This is a genomic window from Streptomyces scopuliridis (assembly GCF_042790125.1).
GTDB lineage: Bacteria > Actinomycetota > Actinomycetes > Streptomycetales > Streptomycetaceae > Streptomyces > Streptomyces scopuliridis_A.
In genome coordinates, this window is record NZ_JBHTZS010000004.1 from 391,409 (window position 1) to 409,660 (window position 18,252).

Consider the following 18,252-nt stretch of genomic DNA (forward strand, 5'->3'; position numbering starts at 1 on the left):
GGAAGGTGAACGAAGAATGGCGGAATGGTGAAGCGGTTCGCTTCCCGGTCGTTTTCCGGCTGTTCCGGGCCCGCGTCGCCATTCGTAGACGTGCTGTTAACCCTTTATTGCCATTGAGTTGGGGCGACAAACGGAATGGCTTTCTAACGTCCTCGTCGTGCCATCACGTACCAGCGGTCAAGCGGTCCGGGTCGCCGTGCTCGCGGACTCCGACACCCGGTGGAAGTGGGGCGCGCTCACCGCGCGCCGCATCACGCCGGACGACCGCTCCATAGAGCTCAGCGGCTTCCTCCTGCGCGGACGGGCCACGCCCACCGCGAGACAGCTGGCCGAGGTCGGCGCGGAGGCGGACGCCCTGCGTGAGCTGACCGGCACCGACTTCCTGCGGACGCTGCGCGAGGAGTCGTACGACATCGTCGTCCTCGCCCTCGTCGGCGGAGCCGTCCAGGCGATGCTGCACGGAATATCCGCCCTGAAGCTGGCCGACCGGCCCGTGATCGTCACCGGCTATGTCGGAGTCGTCTACGAGAAGCTCTCGGACGGGCTGCTGCTGCGGCACGGCGCGGATGTCGTCCTCGCCAATTCGCGGTACGACGCGCAGCGGTTCCGCGCCGTGTACGAGGGCGTGGGCGCCGACGCCTCCTCGGTCACCGAGGCCGCGCTGCCCTTCCTCGGCGGGGAGCGGTACGTCCCCGAGGAGGGCCGCGACACCGTCGTCTTCGCCGCCCAGCCCTCCGTACCGGCGAGCCGCGCCGACCGTACGTATCTGCTGCGGCGCCTCGTCGAGCACGCCAGGCTCCACCCGCGCCGCGAGGTGCTGCTGAAGCTGCGCAGCAAGCCCGGCGAGCACACCACGCATGTGGAGGAGTTCCCCTACCAGCGGCTCGCCGAGAAGGTGCCCGGCGGTCTGCCGCCCAACTTCCGGCTCGTGTACGGGAACATGGGCGAGGTCCTCGACCGTACGGACCTGCTGGTCACCGTCTCCTCGACGGCCGCGCTCGAGGCCCTGCACCGGCGCATCCCGACCGCGATCCTCACCGACTTCGGTATCCGCGAGCCGCTCGGCAACCACCACTTCATCGGCTCGGGCTGTCTGGCCTCCTGGGACCAGCTGGACGGCGGCGGACGCCCGCGCCCCGACGCGGTCTGGGCGGACCGGCAGGGCGTCGCCGCCGACGGATCGTACGCGTCGGCCTTCGACACGGCCCGCGCGCGGGTGGCGGAGCTGCTCGACGGGCCCGAACTGCCCGAGATCAGTCCGTACTACACGGCCACCACCGCGCCGGGATACCTGCCGCCGCTGCTGGCCCGCTACCACCTGGCCGTGGACGGGACTCCACTGCCGTCGCGGGCCTCCGAGAGCGATGTCCGGGGGGTCCGGCGCGTGGTGCGCGAGGCCGTACGGGGCGCGGCGCGCGGCGCCTACCGCCACGGCGTGCAGCGCGTGGCGCCCGTCATCCGCCGCATGGGCGAGCTGTGACCGGGCCGTCGTCGGCACCCGACCCGGCCACCCCACCCACCGCGGACGAACGGGCCGCGCATGACCGAGCCGCAGATGACCGAGCCGCGGGAGACCGACCCGCGGACCAAGGAGTACAGATGACCGTCCTCGCGGTGATCCCCGCACGCGGCGGATCCAAGGGCGTACCCGCCAAGAACCTCGCCCCCGTCGGCGGCGTACCGCTCGTCGTGCGCGCCGTCCGCGCCTGTCTGGCGGCCCGGCGCGTGACCGATGTCGTCGTCTCGACCGACGACGCGGCCATCGCCGACGCGGCACGCTCCGCCGGCGCCGAGGTCGTCCTGCGCCCGGCCGCGATCGCGGGGGACACCGCGACCAGCGAGGCCGCGGTGCTGCACGCGATGGACGCCTACGGCGCGATGCGCGGTAAGACCGCCGAGGTCGTCCTGCTCGTGCAGTGCACCAGCCCGTTCATCACGGCCGAGGACCTGGACGGCGTCGCGGGCGCGGTCACCGAGGACGGCGCGGACAGCGCGCTGACCGTCGCGCCGACCCACGGCTTCATCTGGCGCCAGGACAGCGAGGGCAGCGCCGACGCCGGGGCCTCGGGCGGCTACGGCGTCAACCACGACAAGTCGAACCGGCCGCGCCGCCAGGACCGCCCCCAGGAGTACCTGGAGACCGGCGCCGCCTACGCGATGCGCGCCGAGGGCTTCCGCGAGGCCAGGCACCGCTTCTTCGGCCACACCGCGCTCGTCGCCACCGACCCCGCCCGGGTCCTGGAGATCGACGACCCGCACGACCTGGCCCGCGCCCGCGCGCTGGCCCCGCTCCTGGACCCGGCCGTCCTGCCGACGTACGACGACATCGACGCGGTCGTACTCGACTTCGACGGCACCCAGACCGACGACAAGGTCTTCGTCGACTCCGACGGCCGCGAGATGGTCGCCGTGCACCGCGGCGACGGGCTCGGGATCGCCGCGCTGCGCCGTAGCGAACTGAAGCTGCTCATCCTCTCCACCGAGCAGAACCCGGTCGTCGCCGCCCGCGCCCGCAAGCTCCAGGTGCCGGTGCTGCACGGCATCGACCGCAAGGATCTCGCACTCAAGCAGTGGTGCGACGAGCACGGGATCGCGCCCGAGCGGGTGCTGTACGTCGGCAACGACGTCAACGACCTCCCGTGCTTCGGACTCGTCGGCTGGCCGGTGGCCGTCGCGAGCGCCCATGACGCCGTACGCGCCGCCGCGCGTGCCGTCACCACGACCCCCGGAGGCGAGGGAGCGATCCGCGAGATCGCCGCCTGGATCCTCGGGCCGGGTCTCCGGACCCCCCACACCCCCACCCTCAACAAGTAAGGACGCTCCATGAGCACCAACTCCATCTCGCGCCTGCGCACCTTCGGCACGCGGACCGCCGGACCCGGCCAGCCGGTCTACGTCACGGGTGAGATCGGCATCAACCACAACGGCGAGCTGGACAACGCCCTGGCCCTGATCGACGCCGCCGCCGACGCCGGCTGCGACGCGGTCAAGTTCCAGAAGCGCACCCCGGAGATCTGCACCCCCCGCGACCAGTGGGACATCGAGCGGGACACCCCCTGGGGCCGGATGACGTACATCGACTACCGTCACCGCGTCGAGTTCGGCGAGGACGAGTACCGCGCCATCGACGAGCACTGCAAGAAGCGCGGCATCGACTGGTTCGCCTCCCCGTGGGACACCGAGGCCGTCGCCTTCCTGGAGAAGTTCGACCTGCCCGCCCACAAGGTGGCCTCCGCCTCCCTCACCGACGACGAGCTGCTGCGCGCCCTGCGCGCCACCGGCCGTACGGTCATCCTCTCCACCGGCATGTCGACGCCGAAGCAGATCCGGCACGCGGTCGAGGTCCTGGGCAGCGACAACATCCTGCTCTGCCACGCCACGTCCACGTACCCGGCCAAGGCCGAGGAGCTGAACCTGCGCGTGATCAACACGCTCCAGGCCGAGTTCCCGAACGTCCCGATCGGCTACAGCGGCCACGAGACCGGTCTCCAGACCACCCTCGCCGCCGTCGCCCTCGGCGCCACCTTCGTCGAGCGTCACATCACCCTCGACCGCGCCATGTGGGGCTCGGACCAGGCCGCGTCCGTGGAGCCGCAGGGCCTCCAGCGCCTCGTCCGCGACATCCGCACCATCGAGGCGTCCCTCGGTGACGGCGTCAAGAAGGTCTACGAGTCGGAGCTGGGCCCGATGAAGAAGCTCCGCCGGGTCGCGGGCGTCGTCGCCGAGGCCGCGGAGTCCGCCGAGCCGGTGGCGGTCTGACGCCATGACCGGTGCCGGCGGGGGCCGCTCCCCGCACCCTCGTGCGACCGCGGGCGGGAACGCCGGCGGGAACGCCGACGCGATCGCTTTCGTGGAGAGCCCGGTCCAGCTGCTCAATGTGCTGGAGTGGGCGCGAGCCAGCGCGACCGGTGACGCGCTCACCGTCATCGTGCTGTCGCCCACCGATCCCATGTCGCGCGGCCAGCTCCGCCGGATGGCCGAGCTGGCCCGCGACGAGGGTTTCACCGTGCGCTGGCAAGAGGCGCGCGGTGGCGCGGGGGCGCCCCTGCGGACGTTGCGGGAACTGACCCCGCTGCTCCGCAAGGCCGGCCGGATAGTCATCGGGGACCCGTTCTCCCGCTACGTACAGCTGCTGCTGACCCTGGTCAGCGGCAAGGAGCTGACGGTGGTGGACGACGGCACGGCCACGCTGGAGTTCATCGGACAGATCGCCCGCGGCGAGCGGCTGGTGCGCTGGCACCGGCGCGGCAGCCGCGGGCCGCGGGAACTGGTCCTCGCGCCCGTCACCGCGGCCGCGCGGCGCCGGCTCTCCCCGTCGGACGGCCGTACGGTCGAGGTCTTCACCTCGATGCCCGTCGAGGAGGCCCCGGCCGGCATCACCGTCACCGCCAACCGCTTCGAGTGGACCCGGGAGACGTTCGGGCCGCCCCGGATAGCCACGGGTGCCGACATGGTCGGTACGTCGCTGGTCGAGACGGGCGTGGTCGACGCGGACCAGTACCTTGAGGCGGTCACGGCCCTCGCCCGCACCCACGGCGCCACCCGCTACTTCGCGCACCGCCGCGAGGACGTGGACAAGCTGCACCGCCTGCACACGGTCACGGGCCTGGAGATCGTCCGCCCGGACCTCCCCCTGGAAGTGATCGCGCGCCGGGGCCCGATCGGGCAGACGGTCCTGAGCTTTCCCTCCACGGTGGTCCACACCCTGCCCCTGGCCCTGGCGGGCACGGGCGTACGCGTCGCGGTCTGTGACATCGCCCCGGAGTGGCTGAAGGAGACGGCCAGCCCGCGCGCCCAGGGCTTCCTGTCGGGCGTCACGGGCACGGCCCGCGACATCCACCGCCTCCCGAGACTGCCGTCCCCGGCCTGAGCCGGGTACGTCCACGCGGTCGGGCGTTGAGCCGTTCACCCGTTTGGCCCAAAGTGGGCATGGGCGGTGCTGGCTTCCGTACCACAGGTCACCTCCGCACGCGCGCGAGCCTCCGAACAGTCGCACGGTGAAAGGAGACAAGGAGGCGACCGATCATGACCGCTCACCATGCCCACCCGGCACCCCCGCTCACCCTGGAAGACCTGGCGCGCCTGGACGACCTCGCCGCGGAGCAGAAGGCCCCGGACGAGGTCAGGGAAGGACTCGCCACCGCGCGGGCCCCGGTCACCATGCCGCCGGGCAAGAAGCTCCGGCCGAAGGACGACGGCACGGTCATCCTGCCCGAGGGCTCCTTCTACGGCCGGGCGATGACCGAGACCGAGCTGCACGAGATGGGGACGCTGCGGGCCCCGGACACACCCCCGCGCCCGCACCGACCGCTCTGGCAGCCGCTGCTCCACTACCCCCGCCCCACCGGGCCCTCGCTCAGAGCGATGCGCCGCATGAACGGCACGACCGTCATCCCGCTCACCACCGGGGTCTACGGCGAGTACACGCCCCGGCAGACCTTCTTCCCGTCCGGCTACCCCTGGTCGTGCATCGGACGGATCTTCATCCGGAACGACGCCGGTTCCCCCAACTGGGACGCGTCGGGCACCGCGGTGCTCGTCGGCAAGCGCGCCGTACTGACCGCCTCGCACGCGGTCCCGTGGGGCGCGCCGAACGCCTCCATCCAGTTCGTCGCCGGCTACTTCGACGGCACCTCCAGCGCCGGCGCGGGCGGCCAGTCGTGGGCGACGGCCGCCCACGGGTACGCCGGCCAGCATGTGTCGGCGCACGACATGGCCGTGCTGCGGCTCGCCGACCCGCTCGGGGACTGGCTGGGCGGCATGGGCGCGCGGCCCTTCGACGACAGCTGGAGGGGCGGCGCCTACTGGACGTCGGTCGGCTACCCGGGCGACGTGGACAACGCCGAGCGGCCGAGCTTCCAGTCCGGCATCCATGTCATCGACGACGACGAGGACGGGGACGCGCAGGAACTGGAGCACCACGCCGACGAGACGCCCGGCGACTCGGGCGGGGCGTTCTTCGCCACCTGGAGCGACGGCCCGTACGCGGTGGGCACCGTCAGCGGGTTCGAAAAGGTCAGCAGCCCACTCGGCATCGGAGACGAGGACAACAACATCTCGGCGGGCGGGAAGGCCCTGACGGGACTCGTCAACTTCGCCCGCACCACCTGGACGTGACGTCATGGGAAGCCGGCAAGCACCCGGCGGGCACCTCGCAGACGACCTACCCGGCGAAGGCGGCGACGGCGGCGGCGAATTCCCGGGCTTCCCGCGCGAGCCGCTCCCGGAGTGACGTCCGGCCTGGGCCGATACCCGCCCCCTACGGTGCGGTGGGGGCGGGTGAGCCGTTCTCGCCCCGGCACGGCTGCTGCTTCTCGTACGCCGTTGTGTACGAAGCGATGAAGCTCTTCATGAAGGCCAGACCGGCGGTAACGGTTGAGGGGACCCGGTGGCATACCCGTGCACGGCCGAGTGATGCGTACCCCTGCGCGCTACGAAGCATCCTCGCAGGGGAGTTTCTTGGCCAGAGCCTTGCTGTAAGGCGCGATGAACTTCTTCAGGGCTTCCTCGTTCGCCTTACGCCCGTCCCGCTCAATAGACTGGGCGACGGTTGAGTAAGCCCCCCAATCCTTGTTACGACACGAGAAAGCGGTCGCCGCTCCCCGGTACCACGAAGCGATGTCGCCGTCGGGTGTCGTGTTGAACCCGCCGCCGCCGACCACCTGATCCTTGGCGGCGTCGAGAGCGGTGAAGTCGGCCTTCCGCCACTCGCCGTACAGGGACAGCCACACATCGCCGTCGATGAGGACGCTGCAGCGCTCGCGTGGGACCCCCTTCGCGTAATGGCCTTCCTCCACGAAGATCTTCTTGCCCGGAGGCAAGAGCGGGTCGAGGAGCTGCGGATCGACCGGGACCCCGCAGAGCGAGGTGGGGATCGCATAGTCCTTCTTCTCTCCGTCGCCGCAGCCGGAGAGCCCGATGGACAGGACGACCGCCAGAGCCGCAAGCCCTGCCGGCCGCCTCATGAGGGATCAGTGGCGCGCTGCCAACTTGCTCCCGCGTCATGGCTGTTGCCGGCCTCGGTTTTCGCGGCTCTCCGTAGATCGTCGTAGGTGTCGACATGGATGTCGCTGTTCATCAACGCCCGGTTGACGGCATCCTCGGAGGAGAGGATGGCTGCCTCCCGGCCACCGGTATATGACCTGCCGGCTTCCTTCTGGGCCTCTGCGGCAGAGTCCTGCTCGATGCTCTTCAACACACTCTCCGTGATGTCCTCGCTGACCCAGCCAAGAAGCTCGCCCGCGATGGGCACACGCTCTCCCACCGCGCCCGTTCCCATCCCGACGATTCGGTTCACCCACTTCGCGTTGTCCGCCGCCGCGTCGTTGAACTCCTGGTCCGACGCGGAGTGGTAGTCGATCACGGCATCGGCGCGGGATTCGCTCATGATGCCCGCGATCACAGCACCCGGTGCCACGGCCCCGCGGACGCGGCCGTCAATGGAAGCCTCCGACTGTGTCGGTGTGTTGATGGCCGCGTCCACCTGCTGAGAGGTGTAGGCCTGCTGGGAACTCGTGATGGCCGCGTACGCGTCCGGATCCTGGCCGACGACGGAAAGGAACGAGCGAGCTTGGTCCATATCGAGACTCGCAGGAGCACCGAATGTCGGGAAATCGTCCCCCGACTCCGCGTAGACCACGCGCTGGAAGTCACCCATGTACTCGGCGGTGATGTCGCCCAGACTGTCCCGCATCGCGTAGAGCGGGCCGGTCTCCGCGTCTTCGAGATCGCCATTCTCATTGTGCTGAAGCAGCCCCGGATTCTCACCGAACAGCTCCACGATCTGCGATGTGAGCGCTGCGGCCTTCTCCGAGTGCGGGATGGCGTCAGCGGTGTCGTCACTGTCGTACGGACGCCCCGTCGTGGCCGCCTCCAGCGCGTGCCCCAGCGCGTTCGGGCCGTCGTTCAGGGCATCCGCGGTGTTCTCCTCGTCCGCCATCACATTGGCGGCGTTCGTGTCAATGTTCCACTGGAAGTCTTCCTTGGTGAACTCCTCCAAGTATGAGGAGAAGCCGGCCGAGTTGTTCTTGTCGACCGTGCCGTCCTCGTTGTACTTGGTCGGTGTATCCGAGAAGAACTTCTCCGAAGCCTCCGGGCTGTGCCCCAGCGCCTCAAGGACGCTGTTCAACGGGTCGTTCCCGGAGCCCAGCTTCCCGGACGGGTTGAAGCCGTAGATGTCATCGCTGCCCATCGGCGCGTTGAGCATGAACCGGGTCGGATCGTCGCGATGCAGCTGAGTGACATGCTCGGCGATGGGGTTGAGGAATTCCGGGTCGTAGTCGCCGTAGCGGAGGAGTCCGCCGAGCACCTGGTAACCGTAGGGGGAGTTCATCGCCCCCGGTTCGAGCTCGATGGGCTGCGTGCCGAGTTTCCGGAACTCCGCGCCCCAGCTCGCCGGCAGATGGGGCTTGTTGTCGGGGTCGGTGGCGGTGGCCAGTGCGGTGCCCATGGTGCGCTGGAGCTCCTGGGTGAGGGCCAGGCGCGCCTTGTCGTCCCCGCCGGTGCCGTCGATCGACATGCGGCCGTAGAACTCAAGGGTCGCTTCCGGGCCGCCCAGCCCCTGGTAGAACGCCGTGGTGAAATCGGGGTCCTTGGCGTTGTACTTCATGTGCGAGTTGAACTCGGCCAGCTGCGCGTCGGTCATCTTCGGCCCCAGCGCCGCGAGTTCCAGCTGCCGCTCCACCTGGGCGTCGTCCAGAGACGTGTAGTTCGAGTGCCCGAAGTTGTGGACGTCGCCGCCATGGGCCTTGCCGAGTGCCCGGGTCACCGAGCTGTCGATCTCCGTGGCGTGCGCGATCAGGCCGGCGATCCGGTCGGCCAGCGCCTGCGCCGCGTCGCGCTGCTCCTGCGTCCGCTCGTCGGTGTCACCCCGGACATGGGGGAAGAACCACCGGACCGCACCACCGCCGATGTCCTCGATCCTGACCCCCATCGCGGGGGCGTCCACCTCGACGGCGGTCTTCATGCTCTTCTGGATCTTGAGGAGTTCCGAATGGGCGTCGTCGAGAAGCTTCCAGATGCTCTCGGCCTGCGCGTGGGCGTCGGTGAACTCCTTCACCGTCTTTCCGACGAATTCCCGGGTCACGGTCGCGTTGACGCCGGCCCAGCGGGCGGAGTCCGACTTCGCGAGCAGACCGGACTTGGCGTTTCCCGCAAGCGTCTTGAGGTTGCCGACGGCTGTCTTCCAGTCCGAGACGGCTGATCCGAGCTTGCCGAGATCGACCTCGGCGACATCCATGAAGGTGAGACTGGCCACCGCTGTCTTCCTTCTTCCCTACTTGAAGTACTCATCGAGCCGTGACACGGGCAGGGTGGAGCCGTCGCGGTTGCGGATCGACGCCTCGATGGCGAGGTCGTCCTTGGCGTGCGACGCCTTGGTGTAGTCCAGGTGGTTGGAGATATGGGCGCATGCCTGGAGCAGCGACTTCACCTGGCTGGTCCAGGTCGACACCGTCGTCTCCAGGGCCGACCCGAGGGTGAAGTTGTGGCTCTTGAGGGAGGCTGCGGCCTGCATGCTGGAACCCGAGCCGCTCTTGTCCGCGCCCGCGCCCGCGATGTCCGCCTGCTTGCCCAGGTCGCTGTGGAGGACGAAGGCTTCATGGCCCACGGCGCCCAGATCGTCCTGCTGGACCACCAGATCGTCCCGGCCCCCGCTCCCGGGCCCGCCGGGCAGCTGATTGAGCCGCATCCCGGTGGCCTGCCCGGTGGCTTGCCTCCCGGCGGCGTCCGATTTCAGCTGCTCCCACTCGTCCCACGGCATCTGCGGGCCCCTCCCCCGAACGCGCCCTTGTGCTGAGCAATCCGGCTCAACTTAGCGATCGTAAAGGGCCGGTCGCAAGGGGTGTCGGCGTCTCCGTCGGCGTCCGCAGAGAGGGTCCGTCTCACGGAAAGGTCACGGTGGTACATAACCTGTACCATGAGATCATGGCTCTGAAGCGCACCAATGTCTACGCCGACGACAGTGACCTCGCATTGATCAAGGAGGCCGCCGCCCGCCTGGGCGTGTCCGAGGCCGAGATAATCCGTGAGGGCATTCACCGCATCGCGCTGGCTCACCGCGCGTGGGACGAGCCGTTCGTCACCGACGACGAGACCTTCGATCTCGGAGGGCCCGTTACCGCGGAGGACATCCGTGCGGCGGTGACCGATGGTTATGAGGCACGTGAGCGACGGAACACGGGGGACGCGGCGTGATCGTCATCGCCGATACCTCCGGGCTGCTCACCCTGTTCAATCGCTCCGATCCCGACCACCAGAGGGCCAGAAAAGCGGCGGACGACTGCGGGCTCCTCGTTGCCGCCCCTCTCGCGATCAACGAGGTGCACCAGGTCGCCACCAGCCGGGCCGGCCGGGCCGCCGCCGACGGAATCGTGCGCTCGCTGACGGCGCGGATGCGGCAGATGCGGCTGGTTCTCGCTTCTTCCACGCCGGAACTCCTCGACGCGGCCCTTTCGGTACGGGCTCGCTATCACGCGCTCGATCTCGACCTCGTCGACGCCGTGAACGTCGCCCTGGCAGCCGAGTACGACACGGACGCCGTCCTGACCCGGGACCTCCGTGACTTCCGGACCGTCCGGCCGCTCGGTGGCCGGTACACCCATTTCCGGATCCTGCCCGACGACCTCTGACGATCGGCGGCCGCCCGACCCCCTCCCCATCGCGAGGATGCGCCGGTATACCCGCTGTGTCCGTACGTCATGCACGCCGGGACCAAGTTTCTTGGCCTGTGTGGCTGAAATTTTCTTGATCGAGGGCTGGTTGATCAGTGAAGGGGCCTAGTCTTCAACAGGTGAGCCAGTTGATGTCCTGCGAGTCCGAGAACGACCTGCCCGCGGAAGCCGAAGCCGCACTCCCCGGCACGTTGCCCGAAACACTGCGTGCCGAGCTGATCGCCTTCCGCCGGGACGTGCATATGCATCCCGAGCTGGGCAACCAGGAATTCCGTACCACCGCCGCGCTCAAGCACCGGCTTGAGCAGGCCGGACTCGCGCCGCGGGTGCTCAACACCGGCACCGGGCTCATGTGTGACATCGGGACGCCCGACCCCGCGCGCCCCATGCTGGCCCTGCGCGCCGATATCGACGCGCTGCCCATCCCGGACACCAAGACCGGCGTCCCGTACCGCTCCACCGTGCCCGACCGGGCGCACGCCTGTGGGCATGACGTCCATACCACCGCCGTGCTCGGCGCGGGGCTGGTTCTGGCCGAACTCGATCGGCAGGGGCAGCTGCCCAACGCCGTACGGCTGATCTTCCAGCCCGCCGAGGAAGTGCTGCCCGGCGGCGCCGTCGACGCCATCGAGTCCGGGGTGCTCGACGGCGTCGGCGGCATCATCGCCGTCCACTGCGACCCCAAGGTCGACGCCGGGCTCATCGGGCTGCGCTCCGGCCCCATCACCTCCGCCTGCGACCGGCTGGAGATCAGCCTCGACGGCCCCGGCGGCCACACCGCGCGTCCCCACCTCACCACCGACATGGTCACCGCCGTCGCCAGGGTGGCCGCCGACGTCCCCGCGCTGCTCGCCCGCCGGGTCGACGCCCGCTCCGGGCTCTCCGTCACCTGGGGACGTATCGCGTCCGGCCACACCTGCAACGTCATCCCGCAGCACGCCGAACTCTCCGGCACCGTCCGCTGCCTGGACCTGCCCGCCTGGCGCGAGGCCCCGGACATGGTGCACGCCGCGATCGACGAGATCGCCACGCTCCATCACGCCAAGTCGCAGATCGAGTACGTCCGCGGCGTGCCGCCGGTCGTCAACGACCCGGTCGTCACCGAACTGCTGCGCGCCGCGCAGACCGCGCGCCGTGGTTCGTATGCAATCGAGGACACCGAGCAGAGCCTCGGCGGAGAGGACTTCTCCTGGTATCTGGAACAGGTGCCCGGCGCGATGGCGCGGCTCGGCGTACGGGCGCCCGGCAGCCAGGCCCGGTACGACCTGCATCGTGGTGATTTCGACGTCGACGAACACGCGATTCAGGTCGGCGTGGAGCTTTTCACGGCCGCCGCGTTGATCGACGGCAACCGTTTGTAACCGGCCATGACACCTTTGGCTCGCCCTCCGTTCGCGACGATCCGATAACAGCTTCCGTACGGGTCTTTATCTGACATCTACGCGCGTTACGATCGCCGCGAAACCAGCGCCAGCCGAGGCGCTTCGGTCAGGTTGAAGGAGCCTCCCTTGCGCCGGATCACCAGGATCGCCACCGTGGGTGTCGCGTCAGCGGCACTCGCGCTCACCGCCACCGCGTGTGGCAACAAGTCGTCGTCGGACGCCGGTTCCGGCTCCAAGGAAGCCGGCGCCGCCATCGCGTACGACATCGGTGGGCGCGGCGACCAGTCGTTCAACGACGCCGCCTACGCCGGTCTGTCCAAGGCCGAGACCGACCTCAAGATAAAGGGCAGCGCCGCCGAGCCCTCCGAGGGTGAGTCGGACGCCGACAAGGTCCAGCGGCTGACCGAGCTGGCCCGCTCCGGCAACAACCCGGTGATCGGTGTCGGGTTCGCGTACGCGCCCGCCATCAAGAAGGTCGCGCCGAAGTTCCCGAAGACCACCTTCGGCATCATCGACGACTCCTCGGTGACCGGCAAGAACATCGCCAACATGGTCTTCAACGAGGAGCAGGGCTCGTACCTCGCCGGCGTCGCCGCCGCCAAGGTCACCAAGTCCAAGACGGTCGGCTTCATCGGCGGTGTCGAGACCCCGCTGATCAAGAAGTTCGAGGCCGGCTTCGCGCAGGGCGTCAAGGAGACCGACCCGTCGGTCAAGGTCCTGTCGCAGTACCTGACCCAGCCCCCGAACTTCGACGGCTTCTCCAAGCCCGACCTCGGCAAGGCCGCCGCGCAGGGACAGCTCGACAAGAAGGCCGACGTGGTCTACGCCGCCGCCGGTCTGGCCGGCTCCGGCTCGATCGAGGCCACCGCGCAGGCCGGCAAGTGGGCCATCGGCGTCGACTCCGACCAGTACAGCCAGAAGGGCCTGGCCGCCTACAAGGACCAGATCCTGACCTCGGTGACCAAGGATGTCGCGGACTCGGTCTACAACCTGATCAAGTCGGTCCAGGACGGCACGCCGCAGACCGGTGAGGTCCGCTACGGCCTGGACAAGGACGGCGTCGGCCTGGCCGACTCCAACCCGGCCTACACCAAGATGACTGATGTGGTCGCCGCGGTGGAGAAGGCGAAGAAGGACATCGTCGACGGCAAGATCACCGTCAAGACCACGCCGTAACAGCCCTGTCCGGCCGCGCGGTTACCTCCCGCGGGCCCGGAGCGACGGTGCACGCCGTCGCCCCGGGCCCCGGGCGCACCGGCCCGGCGTGCGCCCCGGCATACGGCCTGGCGCACAAGCCGGCACCCGGTCCGGCGTACGACCCGGCACCCGGTCCGGCGTACGACCCGGCACCCGGTCCGGCGTACGACCCGGCACCAGGTCCGGCGTACCACCGGCCGAACGGCCCGGCGTACGCCCGACGTGCGCCCGGTGTACGACCCGGCGCACTGGCCGGCGCACGCACACCCGGTGACCGCCCGGTCACCCCCCGGCCGCCCGCGGCCCCCCGCCTTACGATTCGGCTGCGCTACGCGTGTAGACGACCCTTTGGCGCGATAACTTCACCCCCGCCTGCCACTGTCACCCCCGCCTTTACTCCTTTCCCGCCAAGGAGAGTGCGTCATCAACGCGTCCAGCAGCCCGCCCAGCGGTCCGTCCAGCAGTCCCCCCGCAGTCGAACTACGCGGTATCACCAAGAGATTCCCCGGCGTTGTCGCCAACCACGACATCGACATCACCATCCGCAAGGGCACGGTCCACGCCCTGGTCGGTGAGAACGGCGCGGGCAAGTCGACCCTGATGAAGATCCTCTACGGCATGCAGAAGCCGGACGAGGGCACCATCACCGTCGACGGCGCGGACGCCGCGTTCACCAGCCCCGCCGACGCCATCGCGCGCGGCATCGGCATGGTGCACCAGCACTTCATGCTCGCCGACAACTTCACCGTCCTGGAGAACGTCGTCCTCGGCGGCGAGAGCCTGTACGGTATCGGCGCGAAGGCCCGCAAGAAGATCAAGGAGATCTCGGACGCGTACGGCCTCGGCGTACGCCCCGACGCGCTCGTCGAGGACCTCGGGGTCGCCGACCGCCAGCGCGTGGAGATCCTCAAGGTCCTCTACCGCGGCGCCCGCATCCTGATCCTGGACGAGCCCACCGCCGTGCTGGTGCCGCAGGAGGTCGAGGCGCTCTTCGACAATCTGCGCGAGCTCAAGGCCGAGGGCCTGACCGTCATCTTCATCTCGCACAAGCTGGGCGAGGTCCTGTCGGTCGCCGACGACATCACCGTCATACGGCGCGGTACGACCGTGGGCACCGCCGACCCCGCGCACACCACCACCAAGCAGCTCGCCGAGCTGATGGTCGGCAGTGAGCTGCCCTCGCCGGAGACCCGAGAGTCGACGGTGACGGACATACCGATGCTCACGGTGGACGGGCTGCGGCTGACCGCGACCGACCCCGACGGCGCGGTACGCGAGGTGCTCGACGGGATCACCTTCACCATCCACCAGGGCGAGGTCCTGGGCATCGCGGGCGTCGAGGGCAACGGCCAGACCGAGCTGATCGAGGCGCTGATGGGGCTGCGCGACCCCGACGGCGGGGTGATCACCCTCGACGCCGCCGACATCTCGCACGCGCCCACCCGCAAGCGCCGCGAGGACGGCATCGGCTACATCCCGGAGGACCGGCACCGCCACGGCCTGCTGCTGGAGGCCCCGCTCTGGGAGAACCGCATCCTCGGCCATGTCACCGAGAGGCCCAACAGCCGCGGCGGACTGCTCGACCCGAAGGCCGCCCGCGCCGACACCACCCGGATCGTGCGCGAGTACGACGTCCGTACGCCCGGTATCGAGGTCACCGCGGCCTCGCTCTCCGGCGGCAACCAGCAGAAGCTGATCGTCGGCCGCGAGATGAGCCACAGTCCCAAGCTGCTGATCGCCGCCCACCCGACCCGCGGTGTGGACGTCGGCGCGCAGGCCCAGATCTGGGACCAGATCCGGGAGGCCCGCCGCGAGGGGCTGGCCGTCCTGCTGGTCTCCGCGGACCTGGACGAACTGATCGGGCTCTCGGACACCCTGCGGGTGATGTACCGCGGCCGGCTCGTCGCCGACGCGGACCCCGCCACCATCACTCCGGAGGAACTGGGCTCGGCCATGACCGGCGCCGCCACCGGTCACCTGGAGGCAGAGCCCGTACCGGCGGCGCAGTCCGTGCCGGCGACGCGGGCCGAGCCCACGGCAGAGGCACCACAGGCCGCAGCGGCACCGGAGGACGACGCCCGATGAAGAAGTTCGACAAGGACCGGCTGATCCTGGGCTTCGCGGGCCCGGTGCTCGCGCTGGTCGTCGCCATAGTCCTGACCACCGTGGTGCTGCTCATCTCGGGCAGCGACCCCTTCGAGCCGTACCGCATCATGTTCGAGTCCGCCTCGTACGTCGATGTCCAGGTACTGATCGTCAACCAGGCCGGCACGTACTATCTGGCCGCGCTCGCGGTCGCCGTCGGCTTCCGGATGAACCTCTTCAACATCGGGGTCGACGGGCAGTACCGGCTCGCCGCGATGATGGCGGCGCTCGTCGGCGCCAGCGTCGATCTGCCGGGACCGCTCCAGATCGCGCTGATCGTGATCGTCGCGATGCTGGTCGGCGCCTTCTGGTCCGGTATCGCGGGCATCCTCAAGACCACCCGCGGGGTGAGCGAGGTCGTCTCCACGATCATGCTCAACTCGATCGCCACCAGCCTCGTCGCCTGGCTGATCCTGCCCAAGAACTTCGGCGTCCAGCCGGCCGGCTCCAACAACCTGACCACCGGCGAGATCCCGGAGTCCGGCTGGTTCCCCGGCCTCTCCATGGGCGCCGAGGCCGGTGAGATCTACGGCTTCACCTTCGTGGCCGCCGCCTGCGGCCTCGTCTACTGGTTCGTCCTCGGCCGTACCCGCTTCGGCTTCGACCTGCGCGCCACCGGCGCCAGCGAGACCGCCGCGCAGGCCTCCGGCGTCGACGCCAAGAAGATGATCCTCACCTCGATGCTGATCTCGGGCGCGGTCGCCGGCCTCGCCGGGATGCCGACACTCCTCGGCGACACCCACACGTACAGCCTCGACTTCCCGACCGGCATCGGCTTCACCGGTATCACCATCGCGCTGCTCGGCCGGAACAACCCGCTCGGCATCGCCTTCAGCGCCCTGCTCATCGCCTTCCTGGACAAGGCGTCGGCCTCCCTCGACCAGTACGGGTACGAGAAGGAGATCGCCACGATCATGCAGGGCCTGATCGTGATCTCGGTCGTCGTCAGCTACGAGCTCGTCCGCCGCTACGGAATCCGCCGCCAGCAGCAGAAGGTCGGCGCGGAACTCGCCGCCGGAGGAGCCCTCACGACCGAGGCCCGCCCCGAGAAGGACCAGACCCAGAAGGAGGGGGCCGCGCTGTGAGTACGAGCACGAGCACCGTCTCAGCCACCAGCGCCGCCCCCAAGAAGGGCGGTGGCCGCCGCACACTCTCGCTGCCCGTCATCCTGCTGATCGTCGCGGGGGCGCTGGCCCTCGTCTCGCTCGTACGGCTGATCAGCGGCGCCGACGACATCACCTCCGTCGGCCAGGTCGCCGGCGCCCTCGAACTCGCCATCCCCATCGGCCTGGCCGGACTCGGCGGACTGTGGGCCGAGCGCGCGGGCGTCGTCAACATCGGCCTCGAAGGCATGATGATCCTCGGCACCTGGTTCGGCGCCTGGGCCGGCTTCCAGTGGGGACCGTGGGCCGGTGTCCTCTTCGGCATACTCGGCGGCTGCCTCGGCGGTCTGCTGCACGCCATCGTCACCGTCACCTTCGGCGTGAACCACATCGTCTCCGGTGTGGCCATCAACATCCTCGCCGTCGGCGCCACCCGCTATCTCTCCAACTTCGCCTTCGACGGGGTCGACGGCGGTTCCTCCAAGCAGTCCCCGCGGATCGACGCCATCACCGAGATCACCATCCCGGGGCTCTCCGACTGGATGCAGGACCTCCAGGCCAGACACTGGTTCCTGGTCTCCGACATCGCGGGCGTCGTCGGCGGTCTGGTGACCAATCTGTCGCTGCTCACCGTCGTCGCGCTGCTGCTGATCCCCGGCACCTGGTGGGTGCTGTGGCGTACGGCGTTCGGCCTGCGGCTGCGCTCCTGCGGTGAGAACCCGGTCGCCGCGGAGTCGCTGGGCGTCAACGTCTACAAGTACAAGTACATCGCCGTCACCGTCTCCGGCGGTCTCGCCGGTCTCGCCGGAGCCTTCCTCGCGATCGTCGCCACCGGCATCTACCAGGAGGGCCAGACCGGTGGCCGCGGCTATATCGGTCTCGCCGCGATGATCTTCGGTAACTGGATGCCGGGCGGCATGGCCCTCGGCGCCGGGCTCTTCGGCTTCACCGACAGCCTCAAGCTGCGCGGCGGCGCGGAGAACGTCCACGCCATGCTGCTGCTTCTCGCGATCCTGCTCGTGCTGGTCGTAGCGTGGCAGCTGTACAAGAAGAAGTACGTCTCCGCGGTGATCTCGGCGGCCGTCTCGGCGCTGCTCTTCGCCTGGTACGGGCTGACCGACCAGGTGCCGAGCCAGTTCGTGGACGCCGCCCCGTACGTCACGACGCTGCTGGTCCTCGCGCTCTCGGCGCAACGGCTCAGGATGCCCAAGGCGGACGGGATGCCGTACCGGAAGGGGCAAGGAAAATGACCGCACCGGCCGGACCGGCGGTGGACTGGGAAGCGCTGCGGGCCTCCGCCCGCGCCGCCATGACGCACGCGTACGCCCCGTACTCGAAGTATCCGGTCGGGGTGGCGGCCCTGGTGGACGACGGCCGTACGATCACCGGCTGCAATGTCGAGAACGCCTCCTACGGCATCGGGCTGTGCGCCGAATGCGGTCTGGTCTCGGCGCTCCAGCTGAGCGGCGGCGGCCGGCTCACCCACTTCACCTGCGTCGACGGCTCGGGCGAGGTGCTGGTGCCGTGCGGGCGCTGCCGCCAGCTGCTGTACGAGTTCGGCGGCCCGGAGCTGGTCCTGGAGACCCCGGACGGCTTCCGCACGCTGGACGAGATGCTGCCGCAGGCGTTCGGCCCCGGTCACCTGAACTGACCACGGCCGCTGCCCGCTGAACGGGCTTCCCGAGCCCGGCCCCTCCTGAACCCGGCCCCTCCGCCGCCGCGACCGACCCGGCGGCGGAGGGGCCGTACAACCTC

16 protein-coding genes are annotated in these 18,252 nt (G+C 69.6%); 13 read left to right on the top strand and 3 right to left on the bottom strand.

The features are described from left to right. Window positions 1-157: 157 nt before the first annotated feature. From ACFRKB_RS08580 to ACFRKB_RS08600, 5 genes are all read left to right on the top strand, one after another. The gene (locus ACFRKB_RS08580) at window positions 158-1,480 is read left to right on the top strand and encodes a DUF6716 putative glycosyltransferase (RefSeq protein ID WP_383104367.1); all 1,323 of its coding nucleotides are present in this window, start codon (window positions 158-160) and stop codon (window positions 1,478-1,480) included. Window positions 1,481-1,599: 119 nt separating this feature from the next. Then, a complete protein-coding gene (locus ACFRKB_RS08585) occupies window positions 1,600-2,814 on the top strand; it encodes a cytidylyltransferase domain-containing protein (protein ID WP_383104368.1) in 1,215 nt (404 codons plus the stop codon). Between the two features lie 9 nt (window positions 2,815-2,823). Continuing rightward, window positions 2,824-3,759 (top strand): N-acetylneuraminate synthase family protein, encoded by a 936-nt coding sequence (locus ACFRKB_RS08590; RefSeq protein WP_365972237.1) that lies wholly within the window; start codon window positions 2,824-2,826, stop codon window positions 3,757-3,759. Between the two features lie 4 nt (window positions 3,760-3,763). Then, window positions 3,764-4,870, top strand: coding sequence for a P-loop NTPase family protein (locus ACFRKB_RS08595; protein ID WP_383104370.1), 1,107 nt, complete (start codon window positions 3,764-3,766; stop codon window positions 4,868-4,870). A 155-nt stretch (window positions 4,871-5,025) separates the two neighbouring features. Beyond that, a complete protein-coding gene (locus ACFRKB_RS08600; RefSeq protein ID WP_383104371.1) occupies window positions 5,026-6,117 on the top strand; it encodes a trypsin-like serine peptidase in 1,092 nt (363 codons plus the stop codon). A gap of 314 nt (window positions 6,118-6,431) precedes the next feature. Here the strand turns inward: ACFRKB_RS08600 and ACFRKB_RS08605 are convergent, their stop codons facing one another. From ACFRKB_RS08605 to ACFRKB_RS08615, 3 genes are read right to left on the bottom strand one after another with little or no spacing between them, the layout of a single operon-like run. Then, window positions 6,432-6,965 (bottom strand): hypothetical protein, encoded by a 534-nt coding sequence (locus ACFRKB_RS08605; RefSeq protein ID WP_383104372.1) that lies wholly within the window; start codon window positions 6,963-6,965, stop codon window positions 6,432-6,434. Beyond that, window positions 6,962-9,256 carry a hypothetical protein gene (locus ACFRKB_RS08610; RefSeq protein ID WP_383104374.1) on the bottom strand — a complete coding sequence of 765 codons (2,295 nt, stop codon included), beginning with the start codon at window positions 9,254-9,256 and terminating at the stop codon, window positions 6,962-6,964. The genes ACFRKB_RS08605 and ACFRKB_RS08610 overlap by 4 nt, the downstream gene beginning before the upstream one ends. Window positions 9,257-9,274: 18 nt before the next feature. Next, entirely contained in the window at window positions 9,275-9,760 is a 486-nt protein-coding gene (locus ACFRKB_RS08615) for a hypothetical protein (RefSeq protein ID WP_383104375.1), read from the bottom strand. A 164-nt stretch (window positions 9,761-9,924) separates the two neighbouring features. On the opposite strand from ACFRKB_RS08615, the gene ACFRKB_RS08620 reads away from it, so the two are divergent. From ACFRKB_RS08620 to ACFRKB_RS08655, 8 genes are all read left to right on the top strand, one after another. Then, window positions 9,925-10,194: a ribbon-helix-helix domain-containing protein gene (locus tag ACFRKB_RS08620; protein WP_383104376.1), complete on the top strand. Its 270-nt coding sequence runs from the start codon at window positions 9,925-9,927 to the stop codon at window positions 10,192-10,194. Continuing rightward, window positions 10,191-10,628 (top strand): type II toxin-antitoxin system VapC family toxin, encoded by a 438-nt coding sequence (locus tag ACFRKB_RS08625; RefSeq protein WP_383104377.1) that lies wholly within the window; start codon window positions 10,191-10,193, stop codon window positions 10,626-10,628. Before ACFRKB_RS08620 ends, ACFRKB_RS08625 begins: the two co-directional genes overlap by 4 nt. 173 nt (window positions 10,629-10,801) lie before the next feature. Further along, window positions 10,802-12,031 (top strand): amidohydrolase, encoded by a 1,230-nt coding sequence (locus tag ACFRKB_RS08630; protein ID WP_383104508.1) that lies wholly within the window; start codon window positions 10,802-10,804, stop codon window positions 12,029-12,031. A gap of 147 nt (window positions 12,032-12,178) precedes the next feature. After that, window positions 12,179-13,228: a BMP family lipoprotein gene (locus tag ACFRKB_RS08635; protein WP_383104379.1), complete on the top strand. Its 1,050-nt coding sequence runs from the start codon at window positions 12,179-12,181 to the stop codon at window positions 13,226-13,228. Window positions 13,229-13,672: 444 nt separating this feature from the next. After that, on the top strand, window positions 13,673-15,334 hold the full coding sequence (locus tag ACFRKB_RS08640) for an ABC transporter ATP-binding protein (protein ID WP_383104510.1): 1,662 nt from the start codon (window positions 13,673-13,675) through the stop codon (window positions 15,332-15,334). Beyond that, window positions 15,331-16,479, top strand: coding sequence for an ABC transporter permease (locus tag ACFRKB_RS08645; protein ID WP_383104380.1), 1,149 nt, complete (start codon window positions 15,331-15,333; stop codon window positions 16,477-16,479). The genes ACFRKB_RS08640 and ACFRKB_RS08645 overlap by 4 nt, the downstream gene beginning before the upstream one ends. Then, on the top strand, window positions 16,476-17,747 hold the full coding sequence (locus ACFRKB_RS08650) for an ABC transporter permease (RefSeq protein ID WP_365972226.1): 1,272 nt from the start codon (window positions 16,476-16,478) through the stop codon (window positions 17,745-17,747). The genes ACFRKB_RS08645 and ACFRKB_RS08650 overlap by 4 nt, the downstream gene beginning before the upstream one ends. Continuing rightward, on the top strand, window positions 17,744-18,148 hold the full coding sequence (locus ACFRKB_RS08655; RefSeq protein ID WP_365972225.1) for a cytidine deaminase: 405 nt from the start codon (window positions 17,744-17,746) through the stop codon (window positions 18,146-18,148). The genes ACFRKB_RS08650 and ACFRKB_RS08655 overlap by 4 nt, the downstream gene beginning before the upstream one ends. Window positions 18,149-18,252 lie beyond the last annotated feature (104 nt).

What these genes read in the sequence shown, in the direction of transcription:
- ACFRKB_RS08585 (WP_383104368.1), top strand. Translation starts at nt 1,600, where the DNA reads ATGACCGTCCTCGCGGTGATCCCCGCACGCGGCGGATCCAAGGGCGTA.
- ACFRKB_RS08590 (WP_365972237.1), top strand. Translation starts at nt 2,824, where the DNA reads ATGAGCACCAACTCCATCTCGCGCCTGCGCACCTTCGGCACGCGGACC.
- ACFRKB_RS08595 (WP_383104370.1), top strand. Translation starts at nt 3,764, where the DNA reads ATGACCGGTGCCGGCGGGGGCCGCTCCCCGCACCCTCGTGCGACCGCG.
- ACFRKB_RS08600 (WP_383104371.1), top strand. Translation starts at nt 5,026, where the DNA reads ATGACCGCTCACCATGCCCACCCGGCACCCCCGCTCACCCTGGAAGAC.
- ACFRKB_RS08605 (WP_383104372.1), bottom strand. Translation starts at nt 6,965, where the DNA reads ATGAGGCGGCCGGCAGGGCTTGCGGCTCTGGCGGTCGTCCTGTCCATC.
- ACFRKB_RS08615 (WP_383104375.1), bottom strand. Translation starts at nt 9,760, where the DNA reads ATGCCGTGGGACGAGTGGGAGCAGCTGAAATCGGACGCCGCCGGGAGG.
- ACFRKB_RS08620 (WP_383104376.1), top strand. Translation starts at nt 9,925, where the DNA reads ATGGCTCTGAAGCGCACCAATGTCTACGCCGACGACAGTGACCTCGCA.
- ACFRKB_RS08630 (WP_383104508.1), top strand. Translation starts at nt 10,802, where the DNA reads ATGTCCTGCGAGTCCGAGAACGACCTGCCCGCGGAAGCCGAAGCCGCA.
- ACFRKB_RS08645 (WP_383104380.1), top strand. Translation starts at nt 15,331, where the DNA reads ATGAAGAAGTTCGACAAGGACCGGCTGATCCTGGGCTTCGCGGGCCCG.
- ACFRKB_RS08655 (WP_365972225.1), top strand. Translation starts at nt 17,744, where the DNA reads ATGACCGCACCGGCCGGACCGGCGGTGGACTGGGAAGCGCTGCGGGCC.